The 15947-nt window shown below is 71.8% G+C and carries 12 protein-coding genes; 8 read left to right on the forward strand and 4 right to left on the reverse strand.

The features are described 5' to 3' along the window. Both ACTJJZ_RS03400 and ACTJJZ_RS03405 read left to right on the forward strand, forming a co-directional pair. Window positions 1–1938 (forward strand): bifunctional aldolase/short-chain dehydrogenase (locus ACTJJZ_RS03400; RefSeq protein ID WP_440719769.1); only part of this gene is annotated, 1938 nt, incomplete at its 5' end. Then, a complete protein-coding gene (locus tag ACTJJZ_RS03405; protein WP_440719770.1) occupies window positions 1935–3458 on the forward strand; it encodes a rhamnulokinase in 1524 nt (507 codons plus the stop codon). The genes ACTJJZ_RS03400 and ACTJJZ_RS03405, both read left to right, overlap by 4 nt. On the opposite strand, the gene ACTJJZ_RS03410 is transcribed toward ACTJJZ_RS03405, so the two are convergent. After that, complete coding sequence (locus ACTJJZ_RS03410; protein ID WP_440720058.1) at window positions 3356–4318, reverse strand: LacI family DNA-binding transcriptional regulator; 963 nt, start codon at window positions 4316–4318, stop codon at window positions 3356–3358. The genes ACTJJZ_RS03405 and ACTJJZ_RS03410 overlap by 103 nt on opposite strands. A gap of 197 nt (window positions 4319–4515) precedes the next feature. Here ACTJJZ_RS03410 and galT point away from each other — a divergent pair, with 197 nt between their 5' ends. From galT to ACTJJZ_RS03440, 6 genes are all read left to right on the forward strand, one after another. Further along, window positions 4516–5829, forward strand: coding sequence for a galactose-1-phosphate uridylyltransferase (galT, locus tag ACTJJZ_RS03415; protein ID WP_440719771.1), 1314 nt, complete (start codon window positions 4516–4518; stop codon window positions 5827–5829). After that, window positions 5826–7043 carry a galactokinase gene (gene galK, locus ACTJJZ_RS03420; RefSeq protein WP_440719772.1) on the forward strand — a complete coding sequence of 406 codons (1218 nt, stop codon included), beginning with the start codon at window positions 5826–5828 and terminating at the stop codon, window positions 7041–7043. The genes galT and galK overlap by 4 nt, the downstream gene beginning before the upstream one ends. Before the next feature lie 115 nt (window positions 7044–7158). Next, window positions 7159–8136, forward strand: a complete 978-nt coding sequence (gene galE / locus ACTJJZ_RS03425) for a UDP-glucose 4-epimerase GalE (RefSeq protein WP_440719773.1) — start codon at window positions 7159–7161, stop codon at window positions 8134–8136. Between the two features lie 68 nt (window positions 8137–8204). Further along, the gene (locus ACTJJZ_RS03430) at window positions 8205–8732 is read left to right on the forward strand and encodes an N-acetyltransferase family protein (protein ID WP_440719774.1); all 528 of its coding nucleotides are present in this window, start codon (window positions 8205–8207) and stop codon (window positions 8730–8732) included. Between the two features lie 39 nt (window positions 8733–8771). Continuing rightward, window positions 8772–10256 (forward strand): carboxylesterase/lipase family protein, encoded by a 1485-nt coding sequence (locus tag ACTJJZ_RS03435; RefSeq protein WP_440719775.1) that lies wholly within the window; start codon window positions 8772–8774, stop codon window positions 10254–10256. 230 nt (window positions 10257–10486) lie between these two features. Further along, window positions 10487–12010, forward strand: a complete 1524-nt coding sequence (locus ACTJJZ_RS03440) for an NCS1 family nucleobase:cation symporter-1 (RefSeq protein ID WP_440719776.1) — start codon at window positions 10487–10489, stop codon at window positions 12008–12010. Between the two features lie 24 nt (window positions 12011–12034). On the opposite strand, the gene ACTJJZ_RS03445 is transcribed toward ACTJJZ_RS03440, so the two are convergent. The 3 genes from ACTJJZ_RS03445 to ACTJJZ_RS03455 all read right to left on the reverse strand — a co-directional run bounded on the left by ACTJJZ_RS03445 (window position 12035) and on the right by ACTJJZ_RS03455 (window position 15936). Continuing rightward, a complete protein-coding gene (locus ACTJJZ_RS03445; RefSeq protein ID WP_440719777.1) occupies window positions 12035–12916 on the reverse strand; it encodes an NAD(P)-dependent oxidoreductase in 882 nt (293 codons plus the stop codon). Then, on the reverse strand, window positions 12909–14834 hold the full coding sequence (locus ACTJJZ_RS03450; protein WP_440719778.1) for a TRAP transporter large permease: 1926 nt from the start codon (window positions 14832–14834) through the stop codon (window positions 12909–12911). The genes ACTJJZ_RS03445 and ACTJJZ_RS03450 overlap by 8 nt, the downstream gene beginning before the upstream one ends. A 76-nt stretch (window positions 14835–14910) precedes the next feature. Further along, the gene (locus ACTJJZ_RS03455; protein ID WP_440719779.1) at window positions 14911–15936 is read right to left on the reverse strand and encodes a DctP family TRAP transporter solute-binding subunit; all 1026 of its coding nucleotides are present in this window, start codon (window positions 15934–15936) and stop codon (window positions 14911–14913) included. Window positions 15937–15947 lie beyond the last annotated feature (11 nt).

The raw sequence follows: 15947 nt of genomic DNA on the forward strand, positions 1-15947 counted from the left end.
GTGACCGGTGAGCCCGTGGAGTTGTTGTGGGTGAAGGGTTCCGGGGGTGATCTGGGGACGCTGACGGAGCAGGGTTTGGCGGTGTTGCGGCTGGACCGGCTGCGGGCCCTCGTCGACGTCTACCCGGGGGTGGAGCGTGAGGACGAGATGGTCGCCGCGTTCGATTACTGCCTGCATGGCAAGGGGGGTGCGGCACCGTCGATCGACACGGCTATGCACGGGCTCGTGGATGCCGCGCACGTCGACCACCTGCATCCGGACAGTGGGATCGCGATCGCGACCGCTGCGGACGGGGAGGCGCTGACGGCGCGGATCTTCGGGGGGCGGGTGGCGTGGGTGCCGTGGCGGCGTCCGGGGTTCCAGCTGGGTCTGGACATCGCGGCGATCAAGGCGGCGAGCCCGGACGCGGTCGGGTGCATCCTGGGCGGGCACGGGATCACCGCCTGGGGGGACACGTCGGAGGAGGCGGAGGCGCACTCCCGGTGGATCATCGAGACCGCGGCGGCGTTTATCGCCGAGCACGGGAAGGCTCAGCCGTTCGGCGGGGCCCGGGCTGGGTTCGAAGCGCTGCCTGACGGCGAGCGGCGGGCCCGGGCGGCGGCGTTGGCGCCCACCATCCGGGGCCTCGCGTCGACCGATCACCCCATGGTGGGGCATTACACGGACACGGACGTGGTGCTGGGCTTCCTGGCGTCGGAGAACGCCCCCCGCCTGGCCGGGCTGGGCACGAGCTGCCCGGATCATTTCCTGCGCACCAAGGTGAAGCCGCTGATCCTGGACCTGCCCGCGACGGCCACGGTGGAGGAGCAGATCGCGCGCCTCACCGAGCTGCACCAGGAGTACCGGACCGAGTACCAGGCGTACTACGACGCGCACGCCGTCCCTTCGACAGGCTCAGGGACCGGGAGCCCGGCGATCCGCGGCGCGGACCCCCTCATCGTCCTCATCCCCGGCGTCGGCATGTTCTCCTACGGTGCCAACAAGCAGACCGCCCGCGTCGCGGGCGAGTTCTACGTCAACGCGATCAACGTCATGGCCGGCGCGGAAGCCCTCTCCACCTACACCCCCATCTCGGACGCGGAGAAGTTCCGCATCGAGTACTGGGCGCTCGAGGAAGCGAAACTGCAGCGCATGCCGAAACCGCGCTCCCACCAGGGGCGGATCGCGTTCGTCACCGGCGCCGCGAGTGGCATCGGCAAAGCCATCGCCACCCGCCTCGCCCGAGAAGGCGCCTGCGTGATCATCGCCGACCTCGACCTCACCAAAGCCCAAGCCGCCGCCGCCGAGCTCGGGGGCACGGATGTCGCGATCGGGGTCGCCGCGAACGTCGCCGACGCCGACGCCGTCCAGGCCGCGCTCGATGAAGCCGTGCTCGCGTTCGGCGGAGTCGACCTGATCGTCAACAACGCCGGCCTGTCCCTGTCCAAACCCCTCCTCGAAACCACCGAGAAGGACTGGGACCTGCAGCACGACGTGATGGCGAAAGGATCCTTCCTCGTCTCCCAGACCGCAGCGCGGATCCTCATCGAGCAGAAACTCGGCGGCGACATCATCTACATCTCCTCCAAGAACAGCGTCTTCGCCGGACCCAACAACATCGCCTACTCCGCCACCAAAGCCGACCAAGCCCACCAAGTCCGCCTCCTCGCCGTCGAACTCGGCGAACACGGCATCCGCGTCAACGGCATCAACCCCGACGGCGTCGTCCGCGGCTCCGGGATCTTCGCCTCCGGCTGGGGCGCCAACCGCGCCGCGACCTACGGCGTCAAAGAAGAAGACCTCGGCCAGTACTACGCCAACCGCACCATCCTGAAACGCGAAGTCATCCCCGAAAACGTCGCCGACGCCGTCTACGTCCTCACCGGCCCCGACCTCACCCGCACCACCGGACTCCACATCCCCGTCGACTCCGGCGTCGCCGCCGCCTTCCTGCGATGACCGAGGACGGATCCGTGCGGGCCGTCGCCGCCGTCGACCTGGGTGCGACCAGCGGCCGAGTCATGATCGGACGGATCCGCGACGGCCAGGTGGCGCTCGAGGAGGTCGCCCGCTTCCCGAACGGCCCCGTGCCCGGCGCGGACGGCCTGCACTGGGACTTCACGGCCCTGTACGAGCACGTGCTCGAGGGCCTCGCCGAGGCGCTGCGCCGCGAGCCCGCGGTCGCGAGCATCGGCATCGACTCGTGGGCGGTCGACTACGGGCTGCTGCGCGACGGCGCCCTGCTCGGCGAGCCGTTCCACTACCGCGACGAGGCCCGCGCCCGCGGGGCGGACGTCGTGCACGAGGCCATCCCGTTCGCCGACCTGTACGCGCGCAACGGGCTGCAGTTCTTGCCGTTCACGACGCTGTACCAGTGGGCCGCCGACGCCCGCCTCGCCGACGCCGACACGATGCTGCTGATCCCCGATCTGGTGGCGCACCTGCTCACCGGCGCACGCGTCGCCGAGCGCACGAACGCGTCCACCACCGGCCTGCTCGCGGTCGACGGTGCCGGCTGGGACCGCGACCTCGCCGGGATCCTCGGCATTCCCGAGCGCCTGCTGCCTCCGCTCGTGGATCCGGGCGAGCGCATCGGCGTGGTGAGCGGGTCCGCCCTGGACCGGATCGGCGCGGCCGTGCCGGTCGTCGCGGTCGGATCGCACGACACCGCCTCGGCGGTCGCCGCGGCTCCCCTGTCCGGCCCCGGATCCGCGTACATCTCCTGCGGCACCTGGGGCCTGGTCGGGCTCGAGCTCGCGGAGCCCGTGCGCACCGCCGCCGCACGCGACGCCGGGTTCACGAACGAGCGCGGCGTCGACGGGCGGATCCGGTTCCTGCACAACGTCACCGGGCTCTGGCTCCTGAGCGAGACCGTGCGCGCGTGGGAGCAGGCGGACGGGGCCGCGATCGACCTCGGCGCGCTGCTGGCCGCCGCCGAGGACGTCGCCGGATCCGTGCCGCTGTTCGACGCGAACGACCCCTCGCTCTCCGCTCCCGGAAGGATGCCGGAGCGGATCGCGGAGGTGCTGCGGGCAGGCGGATCGGCCGTCCCCGCGAGCCGGCCGGCGTTCGTCCGGTCGATCGTGGAGAGCGTCGCCGCGGCGTTCGCGGACGCCGTCGCCACCGCTGCCGCGCTCACCGGCCGCACGATCGAGGAGATCCACCTGGTGGGCGGAGGGTCCCTGAACCGCCTGCTCTGCCAGGCCACCGCCGACCGCTCCGGTCTGCCTGTTCTCGCCGGCCCGGTCGAGGCCACGGCGCTCGGCAACGTGCTGGTGCAGGCGCGCGCGCACGGCTGGTTCGGCGAGGCGAGCCTGGAGCAGCTCCGCACGGCCGTGGCCGCCTCCGAACCGCCGCTGCGGTACCACCCGAGCGGTCAGGAGCTCGCCCGCACCACCAGCGCCGGTACGAGCAGGGGCGGATCCGACGCCTCCGCGCCGAGCCCCTCGGCGCGGTCCACGACCAGACGCACGGCCTGATCGCCGAGGGCGGCGAAGTCCTGGCGGACGGTCGTCAGCGGCGGGCGGAACTCCGCCGCGTCGGCGATGTCGTCGAAGCCGAGCACGGCCACGTCCTCCGGGATGCGACGACCGGCGTCGGCGAGGGCGCGCAGCAGGCCGAGCGCCATCTGGTCGTTGGCGACGAAGACCGCCTCGACGGACGGATCGGCCGCGAGCTCCTCGCCGAGACGGTGCCCGGACGCGGCGCTCCAGTCGCCGCGCCGCGGCTCGGGCGGGGTCGCGCCGCGCGCCGCGAGCTCCTCGCGCCAGCCGCGTTCGCGCTCCGCCGCGGCGAAGGATCCGGCCGGTCCGGCGAGGTGGTGTACGGTCTGCGCGCCCCGGTCGAGCAGGTGCGCGGTCGCCGCCCTGGCCCCGGCCGCGTGGTCCGTGCCGATCACCGCGAAGCGAGCGTCGGCGGGAGCGTCCACGACGACCAGCGCGAGCCCGGCGGGATCCGCATCGCGCGCGAGCGCTGAGGCCTCGTTGAGCACGATCGCGCCGTCGACGCCCTGCTCGTGCAGCCGGTCGAAGGCCTCGCCGATCCTCCCCTGCACACCCAGGGTGACCACCGCCAGCGCGTAGCCCCGCGACTCCGCCGCCTCGGCGATCGCCTGCAACAGGGCCGAGTTGCCGACGGTGGCGAGGGTCTGCGCGACCACGCCGATCGTGCGCGAGCGCCCTGTCCGCAGGGCCCGCGCGGCGCGGTGCGGGCGGTAGCCGAGCTCGGCCATCGCGGCCTCCACGCGCGCGCGGGTCTCCGGATCGACGCGAGGACTGTCGTTCACGACCCGCGACACGGTCTGCCCGGAGACGCCGGCACGCGCGGCCACCACGGCCATGGACACACGGCCGCTGGGCTGCGGACCGCGACGGGAGCGGCCGAGGCCGCCTTCGCCGGCGGCCAGAGCCTGGAGCTCGCGCAGCTCGTCGTCGCGCTTCGGCATGGCCCGCCCTCTCGACCGCCCGGCGCCCGATCCGGCTCGTGCGCAACTCAGGAGTGTTGACGCTACCACGCTCGCTGACGTACCGTGTTTACGTGAACATGGAAATCGATCCTGAATTCGGTGCGGCCTCCCGGTCCGCCGGCGCCGACGCCGATGCGGCCCCGTCCGCCGGCGCAGCCCGAACCGCCGACGGGGAGCCCTGGGCTGCGGCTGAGGTCACCGAGCTCGGCGCGGGCGTCGTGCGCCGCGCGACCCGCCTGGCCGACGGCCGCGAGCTCGTCTACTACGACGACCCCGGCACCGCGCTGCCCGCCGAACGCTCGATCGACGCCCGTGTCCTGGATCCCCGCCCCGAGACCGCGATGATGCGCCAGGACGTGCTCACCGGCGACTGGATCACGTTCGCCACCAAGCGGCAGAACCGCGTCATGCTGCCGAGCGCGGACGCGGATCCGCTCGCCCCGCAGACCGCGGCCAACCCGTCCGAGGTGCCCTCGCGCTACGACGTCGCGGTGTTCGAGAACCGTTCGCCGTCCTTCGGGCCGGCCCTCGCCGAGGCCGCCGGCACCGCGCCGGCGGCGCTCAACCCGCCGCGCGGTCAGGACGACCTCGAGGCCCTCGGCCTCGAGCGGACCCGCACCAGCGTCGGCCGCTGCGAGGTGGTGTGCTTCAGCCCCGAGCATGCCGGATCCTTCGGCACCCAGTCGGTCACCCGCGCTCGCACGGTGATCGAGGCGTGGGCGGACCGCACGGCGGCGCTCTCCGCCCTGCCCGGCATCGAGCAGGTGTTCCCGTTCGAGAACCGCGGCGAGGCGATCGGCGTGACCCTGCCGCACCCGCACGGGCAGATCTACGCCTACCCGTACGTGACCCCGCGCACGCAGCGGCTGCGGGAGAGCATCGACCGGACCGACCGCAGCCTGTTCGCCCGGATCCTGGAGATCGAGCAGGCGTCGAGCCGGGTGGTGCTGCAGGGCGAGCACTGGACGGCGTTCGTGCCGTTCGCCGCACGCTGGCCGCTCGAGGTGCAGCTGCTGCCGCACCGGCACGTGCCCGACTTCACCGCGCTGTCGAGCGAGGAGCGCGACGAGCTCGCCCCCGTCTATCTGCGCCTCTTGCGCGGGGTGGACGCCCTCTACGGCACGCCCACGCCCTACATCGCGGCCTGGCACCAGGCGCCGGTCAGACTCGGCCGGGAGGCGATCCGGATGCGGCTCGAGCTGACCAGCCCCCGCCGCGCCGCCGACAAGCTGAAGTTCCTGGCCGGTTCCGAGACGGCCATGGGGGCATGGACCGCGGAGATCCTGCCCGAGGACGCCGCCGCCCGTCTGCGCGACGCGATCGCGTCGGTGCCCGCTCCGACCGCCGACACCCACGCCGCCACCACCCCCGAGGAGACCCGATGACCACCCTGCGCGACGCCGCCGAGACCAGGCCGCAGGGAGCCGACGCCGCCGTCGACCTCTTCCGCGAGCTCACCGGATCGGCACCGGAGGGCGTCTGGTCGGCCCCCGGCCGCGCGAATCTGATCGGCGAGCACACCGACTACAACGACGGCTTCGTGCTGCCGTTCGCGATCCAGCACCGCACGTTCGCTGCGGCGCGCCTGCGCACGGACGGACGGATCCGCGTCGCCTCGACCTTCGCGCCGCTCGCCGTCGAGTGCGACCTCGACGCGCTGGAGAGCCTGTTCCCCGTCGAGCATCAGGGCGCCGATCGTGACATGCCGGAGTGGGCCGCCTACCCGCTCGGCGTCGCCTGGGCGCTGCGCGCCCTGGCCCCCGGCGCCTCCTTCCCCGGCGTCGACATCGCGATCTCCTCGGACGTCCCGGTGGGCGCCGGCCTGTCGTCGTCCGCCGCGATCGAGGGTGCGGCCGGATCCGCGCTGAACGAGCTGTGGGGTCTGGGGCTGGATGCGGTCACGCTCGCGACCGCCGGCCGCCGCGCCGAGAACGAGGCCGTCGGCGCCCCCACCGGGATCATGGATCAGATGGCGTCGATGCTCGGCGTCGCGGACGCGGTCACCTTCCTCGACTGCCGGACGCTGGAGACCCGCTCGATCCCGACCAGGTTCGCGGAGGCCGGGCTCGAGGTGCTCGTGATCGACACCGGCGTGAAGCACGCGCACTCGACCGGCGGCTACCGGGAGCGCCGGGAATCGTGCCAGCGGGGGGCGGCGGCCCTGGGCGTTCCCGCACTGCGCGACGTGGCCGTGCAGGATCTGCCGCGCGCGGCCGAGCTGCTGGACGACGTGGACTTCCGCCGCGTGCGGCACGTGGTGACCGAGGATCAGCGCGTGCTCGACACCGTCGCGGCGCTCACCGAGCAGGGTCCGCGCGCGATCGGCGAACTGCTCGTGGCCTCGCACGCGTCGATGCGAGACGACTTCGAGATCTCCGTCCCCGAGCTCGACACGGCGGTGGACACGGCGCTCGCGCACGGCGCGATCGGCGCACGCATGACCGGCGGCGGTTTCGGCGGCGCGGCGATCGCCCTCGTCGACCACGACCGGGTCCCGGCCGTCTCGGAGGCCGTGCGCGATGCGTTCGCGGCGGCCGGCTTCGCGCCGCCGCACCTGTTCACGGTCACGCCCTCCGCCGGCCCCCGCCGCGACGCCTGAGCGGCGCGGGACACCTGAGCGGCCCGGGGCACCGCACGCTCCCGGGCGGGCCCGGCGATCCTCAGCCGGTCCCTGTCAGAATGAACTCGCGCGATCGCGCGACGGAAGGAGACCCATGTCCTGGCTTGTCACCGGCGGCGCCGGCTACATCGGATCGCACGTGGTGCGCGCCCTCGGAGGAGCCGGGCTCACCCCGGTCGTGCTCGACGACCTGTCCAGCGGCCGTCCGTCGTTCGTGCCCGAGGGTGTCGCGCTCGTCGAGGGCAGCATCCTGGATCGCGACCTGGTGGAGCAGACGCTGCGCGCGCACGACGTGCAGGGCGTGATCCACGTGGCCGGCTTCAAGTACGCCGGAGTGTCGGTGCAGCGACCGCTGCACACCTACGCGCAGAACGTCGAGGGCACCAGGGTCATCCTCGAGGCCATGGCCGCCGCCGACGTCGCGAACATCGTGTTCTCCTCGAGCGCCGCCGTGTTCGGCACGCCGGACGTGCCGCTCGTGGTGGAGGGCACCGAGAAGCGCCCGGCCAGCCCCTACGGCGAGTCGAAGCTCATCGGCGAGTGGCTGCTGCGCGACGAGGCGGTCGCGACCGCCGGATCCGAGCACCCCCTCGTGCACACCTCCCTGCGCTACTTCAACGTCGTCGGCTCCGCGGATCCGACCGTCTATGACGTCAGCCCGCACAACCTGTTCCCGATCGTCTTCGAGAAGCTGCTGGCCGGCGAGACGCCGCGCATCAACGGGGACGACTACGACACCGAGGACGGCACCAACGTGCGCGACTACGTGCACGTCGGCGACATCGCGCTCGCCCACGTCGCCGCCGCGCAGCGCATGATCGCCGGCGAGCCGCTCGAGCCCGCCTATAACCTCGGCTCGGGCGACGGCCTCTCCGTCCGGCAGATCATGGACGCCATGGCGCGCGTCACCGGGATCGACTTCGTCCCCGAGGTCGGCCCGCGCCGCCCGGGCGACCCCGACCAGATCGTGGCGACCGGTGAGCTCGCCGCGCGCGACCTGGACTGGACGATGCGGCACACGGTCGACGAGATGGTCCGCTCCGGCTGGGAGGCCCGCCGCAACGCGGGCTGACGCCGCGGCGGGGCTGCGTCCCCGCGACCGGCGGTGACCCGGCGGACGGCCGGGGTTAGGCTCGGCGAATGGTGATCCGTCCGGCGACCCCCGAGGATGCGCAGGGGATCGCGGTGGTGCACGTGCGCTCGTGGCAGGAGGCGTATCGCGGTCTCCTGCCGCAGGCCGTGCTGGACGAGCTCTCCGTGGCGGCGCGCGAGGAGGCCTGGCTGCGGACGCTCACCGCGGCGGGGGACGGCTCCGCACAGGAGGGGCCGCGCTCCCGTACCGTCGTCGCCGCGCAGGACGACCGCATCCTCGGCTGGGCGACGTTCGGCGACGCGCGCGACGAAGCGGGTCCCGGCGCAGAGCTCTGGGGCCTGTACGCGCATCCGGGCACCTGGTCCCGCGGGGTCGGGCACGCGCTCATCTCGCACGTGCAGGACACCCTGCGCACGGAGGGCCGCGCCTCGGCGTACCTGTGGGTGCTGCGGGGCAACGATCGCGCCGCCGCGTTCTACGAGCGGCACGGCTGGCTCGAGGACGGCGGCACGAAGGTCGAGGAGCGGGCCGGCATGCGGCTGCCGCACCTGCGCCGGGTGAAGCGCCTGAGCTGATCACGGGCGCCTCGGCTCCGCACCGTTAGCCTTTCCTGTATGACCGCGCTCCCGGATCCGTCCCCGGTCGTCGAGACCTCCTCCGGCCCGGTCCAGGGGTACTGGCGCGGCCGCCCCGGCGAGCCGGGGGCATCCGCCGCATTCCTCGGCGTCCCGTTCGCCGCTGCTCCGACCGGGGACCTGCGCTTCGCCGCCCCGCAGGATCCTGAGCCGTGGAGCGAGGTGCGCCAGGCCACCGCGTACGGCCCGACCGCGCAGCGCGGCGACAAGGGCGAGACGCTGATCCCGGAGCCGAGCATCCCCGGCGACGCGACGCTCAACGTCAACGTGTTCACTCCCGGCCTGGCGGGGTCGCTGCCGGTGATGGTGTGGATCCACGGCGGCGGATACGTCGACGGCTCCCCGGCGAGCCCCTGGTACGACGGCGCCGCGTTCAGCCGCGACGGCGTGGTGACCGTCACGCTGTCGTACCGGCTCGGCTTCGACGGCTTCGGGCTCATCGACGACGCGACGCCGAACCGGGGGGTGCAGGACTGGATCGCCGGGCTGGAATGGGTGCGGCGCAACGTCGCCGCGTTCGGCGGGGATCCGGATCGGGTCACGATCGCGGGGCAGTCCGCGGGCGGCGGGGCGGTGCTGACGCTGCTCGGGCTCGAGCGCGCGCAGCACCTGTTCCGCGCCGCGATGGCGTTCTCCCCCGCTCTCGCCGACGTGGGCCCACACACCGCGCACGAGCGCACCGGCCGGCTCGCGGAGCTGCTCGGCTGCGCGCCGACCGTCGAGGGATTCCGTTCCGTGCCGGAGCGCCGGGTGATGCAGAAGCAGCCCACGGCCGCCCTGCGCGGCGCGACCGGGCTGCGCGCCCTGATCGATCCGCTCGTGACCGGGCTGCCCTGGGGGCCGGTCGTGGACGGCGAGGTCGTCCCGCAGCCGGCGATCGACGCGATCCGCTCCGGCATCGGATCCGGCAAGCCGCTGCTGCTCGGCGCGACCGACGACGAGTTCACGATGGCGTTCGACCGCGCGCCGAAGCTGCTGCGGTTCGTGCCCGCCGGCCTCGCGCTGCGCCTGCTCACCCGGGATGGCGCGCTGCGCCGCGCCTATCTGCGGGCCAACCGGCCGCAGCGCCGCCGCGGGACCGCCGCCCTGCTCGGACGGTTCGTGACCGACACGGTCTTCCGCGCCCTCGTCGTGCGCACGGCCGAGGCCAGAGCCGAGGCCCCCACCTGGACCTACCGGTTCGCCTGGGTCTCCCCCGCCAAGGGCTGGTCCTGCCACTGCCTCGACGTGCCGTTCTGGTTCGACGTGCTGCAGGAGCCGCATGTGCCGGCGCTCACCGGCCCCACGCCGCCGCAGCACCTCGCCACCGAGATGCACGCCGCGGCCGTGCGATTCGTGTGCGACGGCGACCCCGGCTGGCCCGCGTGGCGGACGAACCCGGGCGTCTCCCGCGTCTTCGGCGCGGGGCCGGACACGCCTGCACTGTCGACGAACGCCTTCGACGACGCCCTGCCGCTGGCCTGAGGGCGCACGGCCTCCTACTCCGCCGGCAGCTCGCCGGGGTCCGCGCGGCGGCCGTCCGACAGCGGCCGAATCGTGATCGCGCCGGTCATTGTCGAGCCTCCGCGGGAAGCCTATGCTCCGAGGTATACCATCCGGGCCCGGCTTCCGGATGGGGCAGTCAACGGGGAGGGGGCCCTCAGAACTCGCCGGCCGCAAAGGAGCGAGACCGGCCCACCTGAAAGAAGGCAGTCATGTCGGATCAGTTCGTGCACGATGTCAGCGACGCGGAATTGCAGGCGCAGGACCCGGACGGGCGCCTGTACAACGAGGATCTGGCACCCGCCCAGCCGTCGCATCGCAAGTGGAACGCGTACCAGCTCTTCTCCCTGTGGATGAACGACGCCCACAACGCCGGCAACTACACCTGGGCCGCCGGCCTCTTCGTCGGTCTCGGGATGAGCGCGTTCGACGTCACCCTCGGCATCTTCCTCGGCTCGATCATCATCCTGATCGGCTGCACCCTCTCCGGGTTCATGGGCCATGCCACGGGCACCCCGTATCCGGTGATCAGCCGCATCACGTGGGGCATCTGGGGTGCGAACATCCCCGCCCTGGTCCGCGGGATCGTCGCGATCGCCTGGTACGGCGTGCAGACGTATCTCGCCTCGATCGCGTTGAACGCGCTGCTCTCGCGCGCGATCCCCGCCTTCCGCGATCTGAGCACCGCCACGTCCCCGAGCATCCTCGGCCTGTCGGTCGGCGGCTGGATCTGCTTCATCCTGCTGTCCCTCATCCAGCTGATCATCGTGCGCAACGGCATGGAGGCAGTCCGGCATTTCCAGGGTCTGGCCGGCCCGATCATCTGGATCGTCATGCTGGCGCTGATGTTCTACTTCCTCGGCAAGGCCGGCTGGGGCTTCAACTGGTTCTCCGGCCCGGGCGGAAAGTCGATCTCGGGCGGCGAGCAGACGCGCAACATCCTCATCGCCATGGCGCAGACGGTCGGCACGCTCGCGACCCTGATGCTCAACTTCGCGGACTTCGCGCGCTACTCGCCCAGCCGCAAGGCGGTCGTCACGGGCAACCTGTGGGGGCTGCCGATCAACTGGACGGCCTTCGCGGTCACCTCCGTGATCACCACGGCCGCCGCGGCCAAGGTGCTGCACGCGGACATGAACCAGATCAAGGATCCCGGCATCCTGATCTCGCACATCGACAACTCGGTGATGTTCTACCTCTTCACCGGCGCTTTCGTGTTCGCGACGATCGGCGTCAACATCGTCGCGAACTTCGTGTCGGCCGCGTTCGACATCTCCAACGTCAACCCGAAGCGGATCAGCTTCCGCACGGGCGGTCTGATCACGGCGATCGCGGCCATCGTCGTGACGCCGTGGAACTACTTCGACAACCCCATCGTCGTCGGGTACTTCCTGGGCAGCCTCGGCGCCCTGCTCGGCCCGTTCTTCGGGATCCTCATCGTGGACTTCTTCCTGGTCCGCAAGCAGAAGTTCTCGATCCGGCACATGTACCTGCCGAGCCCGAAGTCGATCTACTACTACAACAAGGGCGTCAGCCGGTACGCGCTGTACGCGCTCATCCCGTCCGCGATCGTCGCGCTCAGCATCGCGCTGCTGCCGTGGTTCTCCGCGATCAAGGACTTCGGCTGGTTCATCGGCGCCCCGCTCGCCGGCGTCATCTACTTCCTCATCGCCAACAACCGGGTGATCGTGCTGCCGCACGACACCTCTGAGGAGGCTCAGCCCGCGGCCGCCTGAGATCCGGCTCCGGACAGGATCCGGTCAGGCGATCGCGGTCAGGGTGCGGATGATGCCGGTGTGGTCGAGCTCGCCGTCGCCCGCGGCGACCATGCGCGAGAACAGGTCGTGGACCGCGCGCACGAGCGTGTCGTCCACACCCGCCTGGTGCGCCGCGTCGAGGGCGAAGTCCAGGTCCTTGAGCTGGTTCTTCGCGCTGCCGCCCTCGGCGTAGTCGTCGTGCAGCCACTTGCCGGCCTTCTGCCGGAGGACCTCCGAGTCCGCGAGCCCGCCCTCCAGGATCCGCACCAGCCGGCCGTCGTCCAGTCCGCTCGCGCGGGCGACCGCGAGCGCCTGCGCGACGGCGGTGACAGTGCTCGCGACGACGATCTGATTGCAGGCCTTCGCGATCGACCCTGATCCGATTCCGCCCATGCGCTCGATCGTGCTGCCGTAGTGCGCGAACAGCGGCTGGAGCCGCGCGAACAGGGCCTCGTCGGCGCCGACCATGATGCTCAGGCGGCCGTCCCGCGCGCCGGCGGTGCCCCCGCTCAGCGGCGCATCGACGACGTCGACGCCCCACTCCGTCCGCGCCCTGTCCGCCAGCTCGCGCACGCCCGAGGCCGAGACCGTGCTGTGCACGACGAGCAGCGGGCGCACCGTCCCGCTCCGCTCCCAGCCGCGCAGCAGCCCTTCCTCTCCGGTCAGCACCTGCTCGAGCTGCGGAAGGTCGGGGAGCACGGCCAGGACGATGGGCCTCGCCGCCCCCGCCGGATCGCTCGCCACGGCCGCGCCGCGTGCGGCGAACGGCGCCGCCACCGCGGCCGTCCGGTTCCAGACCGTCAGGGGGATGCCCGCGTCCACGAGCCGTTCCGCGATGGGACGTCCCATCGGGCCGAGCCCGACGATCCCCACGTCGTCAGCCAACGCTCAGTCCCATCAGCTCGGGCAGCACGGTGCTGAACCACGGGACGAACGCGACCAGGAGGACGCCCACGACCAGCACCGCCAGATAGGGCAGGAAGTGCCGCACGCTCTCCTCGACGCTGGCGCGTCCCGTCGCGGAGGCGACGTAGAAGCCGATCCCGGCCGGGGGCGCGAAGGATCCGATGCCCATCGAGATGATCAGCACCATGGCGAACTGCACCGGGTTGATCCCGAACTGCTCTGCGATCGGCATGAGCAGCGGCGCGAAGATCAGCACCGCGGGCATGCCCTCCAACAGCTGCCCCATGACGATCAGCACGACGATGCTGAGCAGCATGAACAGCACGGTGGATCCGGACAGTCCGCCGAGCGAATCGGCGATCGACTGGGAGACTCCCGCGGAGGCGAGGGTCTGCGCGAACGGAGCGGCCGCCGCGATGATGAACAGCACCATGCCGGCCGTCGTGATCGTCTCGCGCAGCGCCTTGCCGGTGACGGCCAGGCGGCCCCGCCGCACGATGAGGGCGAGGACGAGCCCGTACGCCACGGCGAGCGCGGACACCTCGGTCGGCGTCGCGAGGCCGGCGACGATGCCGACCACGAGACCCACCGGCAGGAGCAGCGTCGGCAGGGCGAAGAGCACCGACCTGCCCTTCTCCGCCGCAGAGGTCGCGGGGGCCGGCGCGATGCCCAGCTTGCGCGCCCGCAGGAAGATCAGGGCGAGCACGCACAGGCCGAGGACCGCGGCGGGCACGAGCCCGGCGATGAAGAGCGTGGTGGTGGAGAGCGACGTGATCGATCCCAGGACGAGGAGCACCAGGCTCGGCGGCACGGTCTCGCCCATGATGGCGGACGCCGAGAGCACCGCCACCGTCTCGGGGCGCGGCACCTTGCGCTCGTCGAGCATGTCGCGCATGGTCGTCCCGACCGCGGCGACGTCCGCCACCTTGGATCCGGAGATGCCGGAGAAGATGTACATGGTGGCGACCACCGCCATGAGCGCGCCGCCGCGGACGCGTCCGAGGACCGCGTCGATGACGCGGGCGAGCGGCGCGGTGAGGCCGGCCAGGCTCATCAGCGCCCCGACCAGGATGAAGAACGGGATCGCGAGCAGCAGGAACGAGTTGGCTCCGGACTGCATGCCCATCGGGATGGCGACGAGGTCGGACAGGCCGCCCCAATACACGAACACCCCGGAACCGAGAATGAGCACGAACGAGATCGGCACCCCGAGGAACAGGATCACGAAGAGGAAGACGAGCACGACCGCCATCTGCCCCTCCGGCGAGGCCAGCGCCAGCACGGGCTGGAGCACGGCGACCAGCACGATGATCGCGACGGCGACGCCCAGCCCGACCAGCGTCGCCCTGACCTTCATGCGGACGAGGCGGACCACCGCGAAGAAGGCCGTCATGGCCATCCCGATCGCGAACGGCAACGAGATGATCGAGGCGGACAGGTGCAGCACCGGCGTCGTCTCGTCGGCCCGATCGACGAGCACCGGCACGAAGTACACGAGGGAGGCGGCGGCGATCCCGAAGACCAGCCATTCCGCGAGCGCCTGCTGGAACGGCCGCCATGCGGAGGGGAGCTTGGCGACGGCGAACTCGATCGACATGTGCGCGCCGCGGGCGTAGGCGATGGCTCCGCCCATGAAGGCCACCACGTAGATGGCCATCTCCGACACCTCCTGCGACCAGATGATCGAGTTCCCGGTGATCCAGCGGAAGCCGATGTTGGCGAGCACCACCAGCAGCTCGACGACGATGGCGGCGCCGACGATGCCTTCGAGGACGAGGTCCAGCGGCCGCGCGCCGCTCCAGGCGCGCGCGGGTGCGTTGATCGAGGGATGCAGGATCGTGGTGCTCGGCGTGGCGTGCTCGAGATCCGCGGTATCCGCGAGCGGTTCGTTCGTCATCTTTGACCTTCCGGCGTGGTGGTGATCGGTGAGGGACGGGTCCGCGGTCGCCGTCGCGCGGACCCGTCCGGTGTCGTCACTGGTGCGCGTCGACGAAATCGACCGTCTTGGTGAGGAACTCCTGGCCGCCGACGTCGCCGGCGAAGGACGGGTAGAGCGAGCGCGCGATGCCCTTCAGCTGCGTGACCGCGGAGGCGGGCAGATCGTTCTTCTTCATGCCCGCGGCCTCGAGCTGGCTGAGCTGCTTGTCGGCGAGCGACGCGTCGTTCTTCGTCTTGTACGTCGCCGTGTCGTCGGCCGCCGCCTGCACGGCCTTCTGCGCGGCCTTGTCCAGCGCGTTCCACTTCTTGTCGCTGAGCGCCAGGATGAACGCGTCGCTCATGTGGTTCGTCATCGAGATGTACTTCTGGACCTCGGCGAACTTGTTGGACGCGGGCACCTCGACCGGGTTCTCCTGCCCGTCGATCGCGCCGGTCTGCAGGGCCGTGTACACCTCGGAGAACGCCATCGGCGTCGGGCTCGCGCCGACCTTGGCGAAGAACGTGGTCCACAGCGGGTTGCCCGGCACGCGGATCTTGAGGCCCTTGAAATCGGCGACCGACGTGATCGGGCGGACGTTGTTGGTCACCACCCGCGGGGTCCGCGACAGCAGCGCCAGGCCCTTGGTCTTCATCCCGTCGAGATCCGCGAGCAGGGACTTGCCGGGCTCGCCCTTCAGATACTGGACCTCCTGGTCGGTCGACGAGAACAGGTAGGGAAGGCTGATCGCGTTCATGCGCTTGTCGGACGCCGCGTACACGGAGGTCGACAGGATGACGCCGTCCAGCGACCCGTTCTGCACGCGGGTGACGGCCGCGGTCTGGTCGCCGCCGAAGCTCGTGCCGTTGGGGATGACCGTCACCTTGACCGCGCCGTGCGACTCCTTGCCGACGGCGTCGGCGAAGTGCTGCGCCGCCATGCCGACGGAGGAGGTGATCGGGTCGGGGATCGAGAGCTTGACGGTCACGGTCGAGCCGTGCGCGCCGGATGAGCATCCGGCGAGGACGGACGCGGTGAGCGCGAGTGCGATGCCGGCGGCGATGCCGGTCAGTCGTCGCTTCATGGGTATGAGCC

The sequence above is a fragment of the Microbacterium sp. 22242 genome, from assembly GCF_052045495.1.
Lineage (GTDB): Bacteria > Actinomycetota > Actinomycetes > Actinomycetales > Microbacteriaceae > Microbacterium.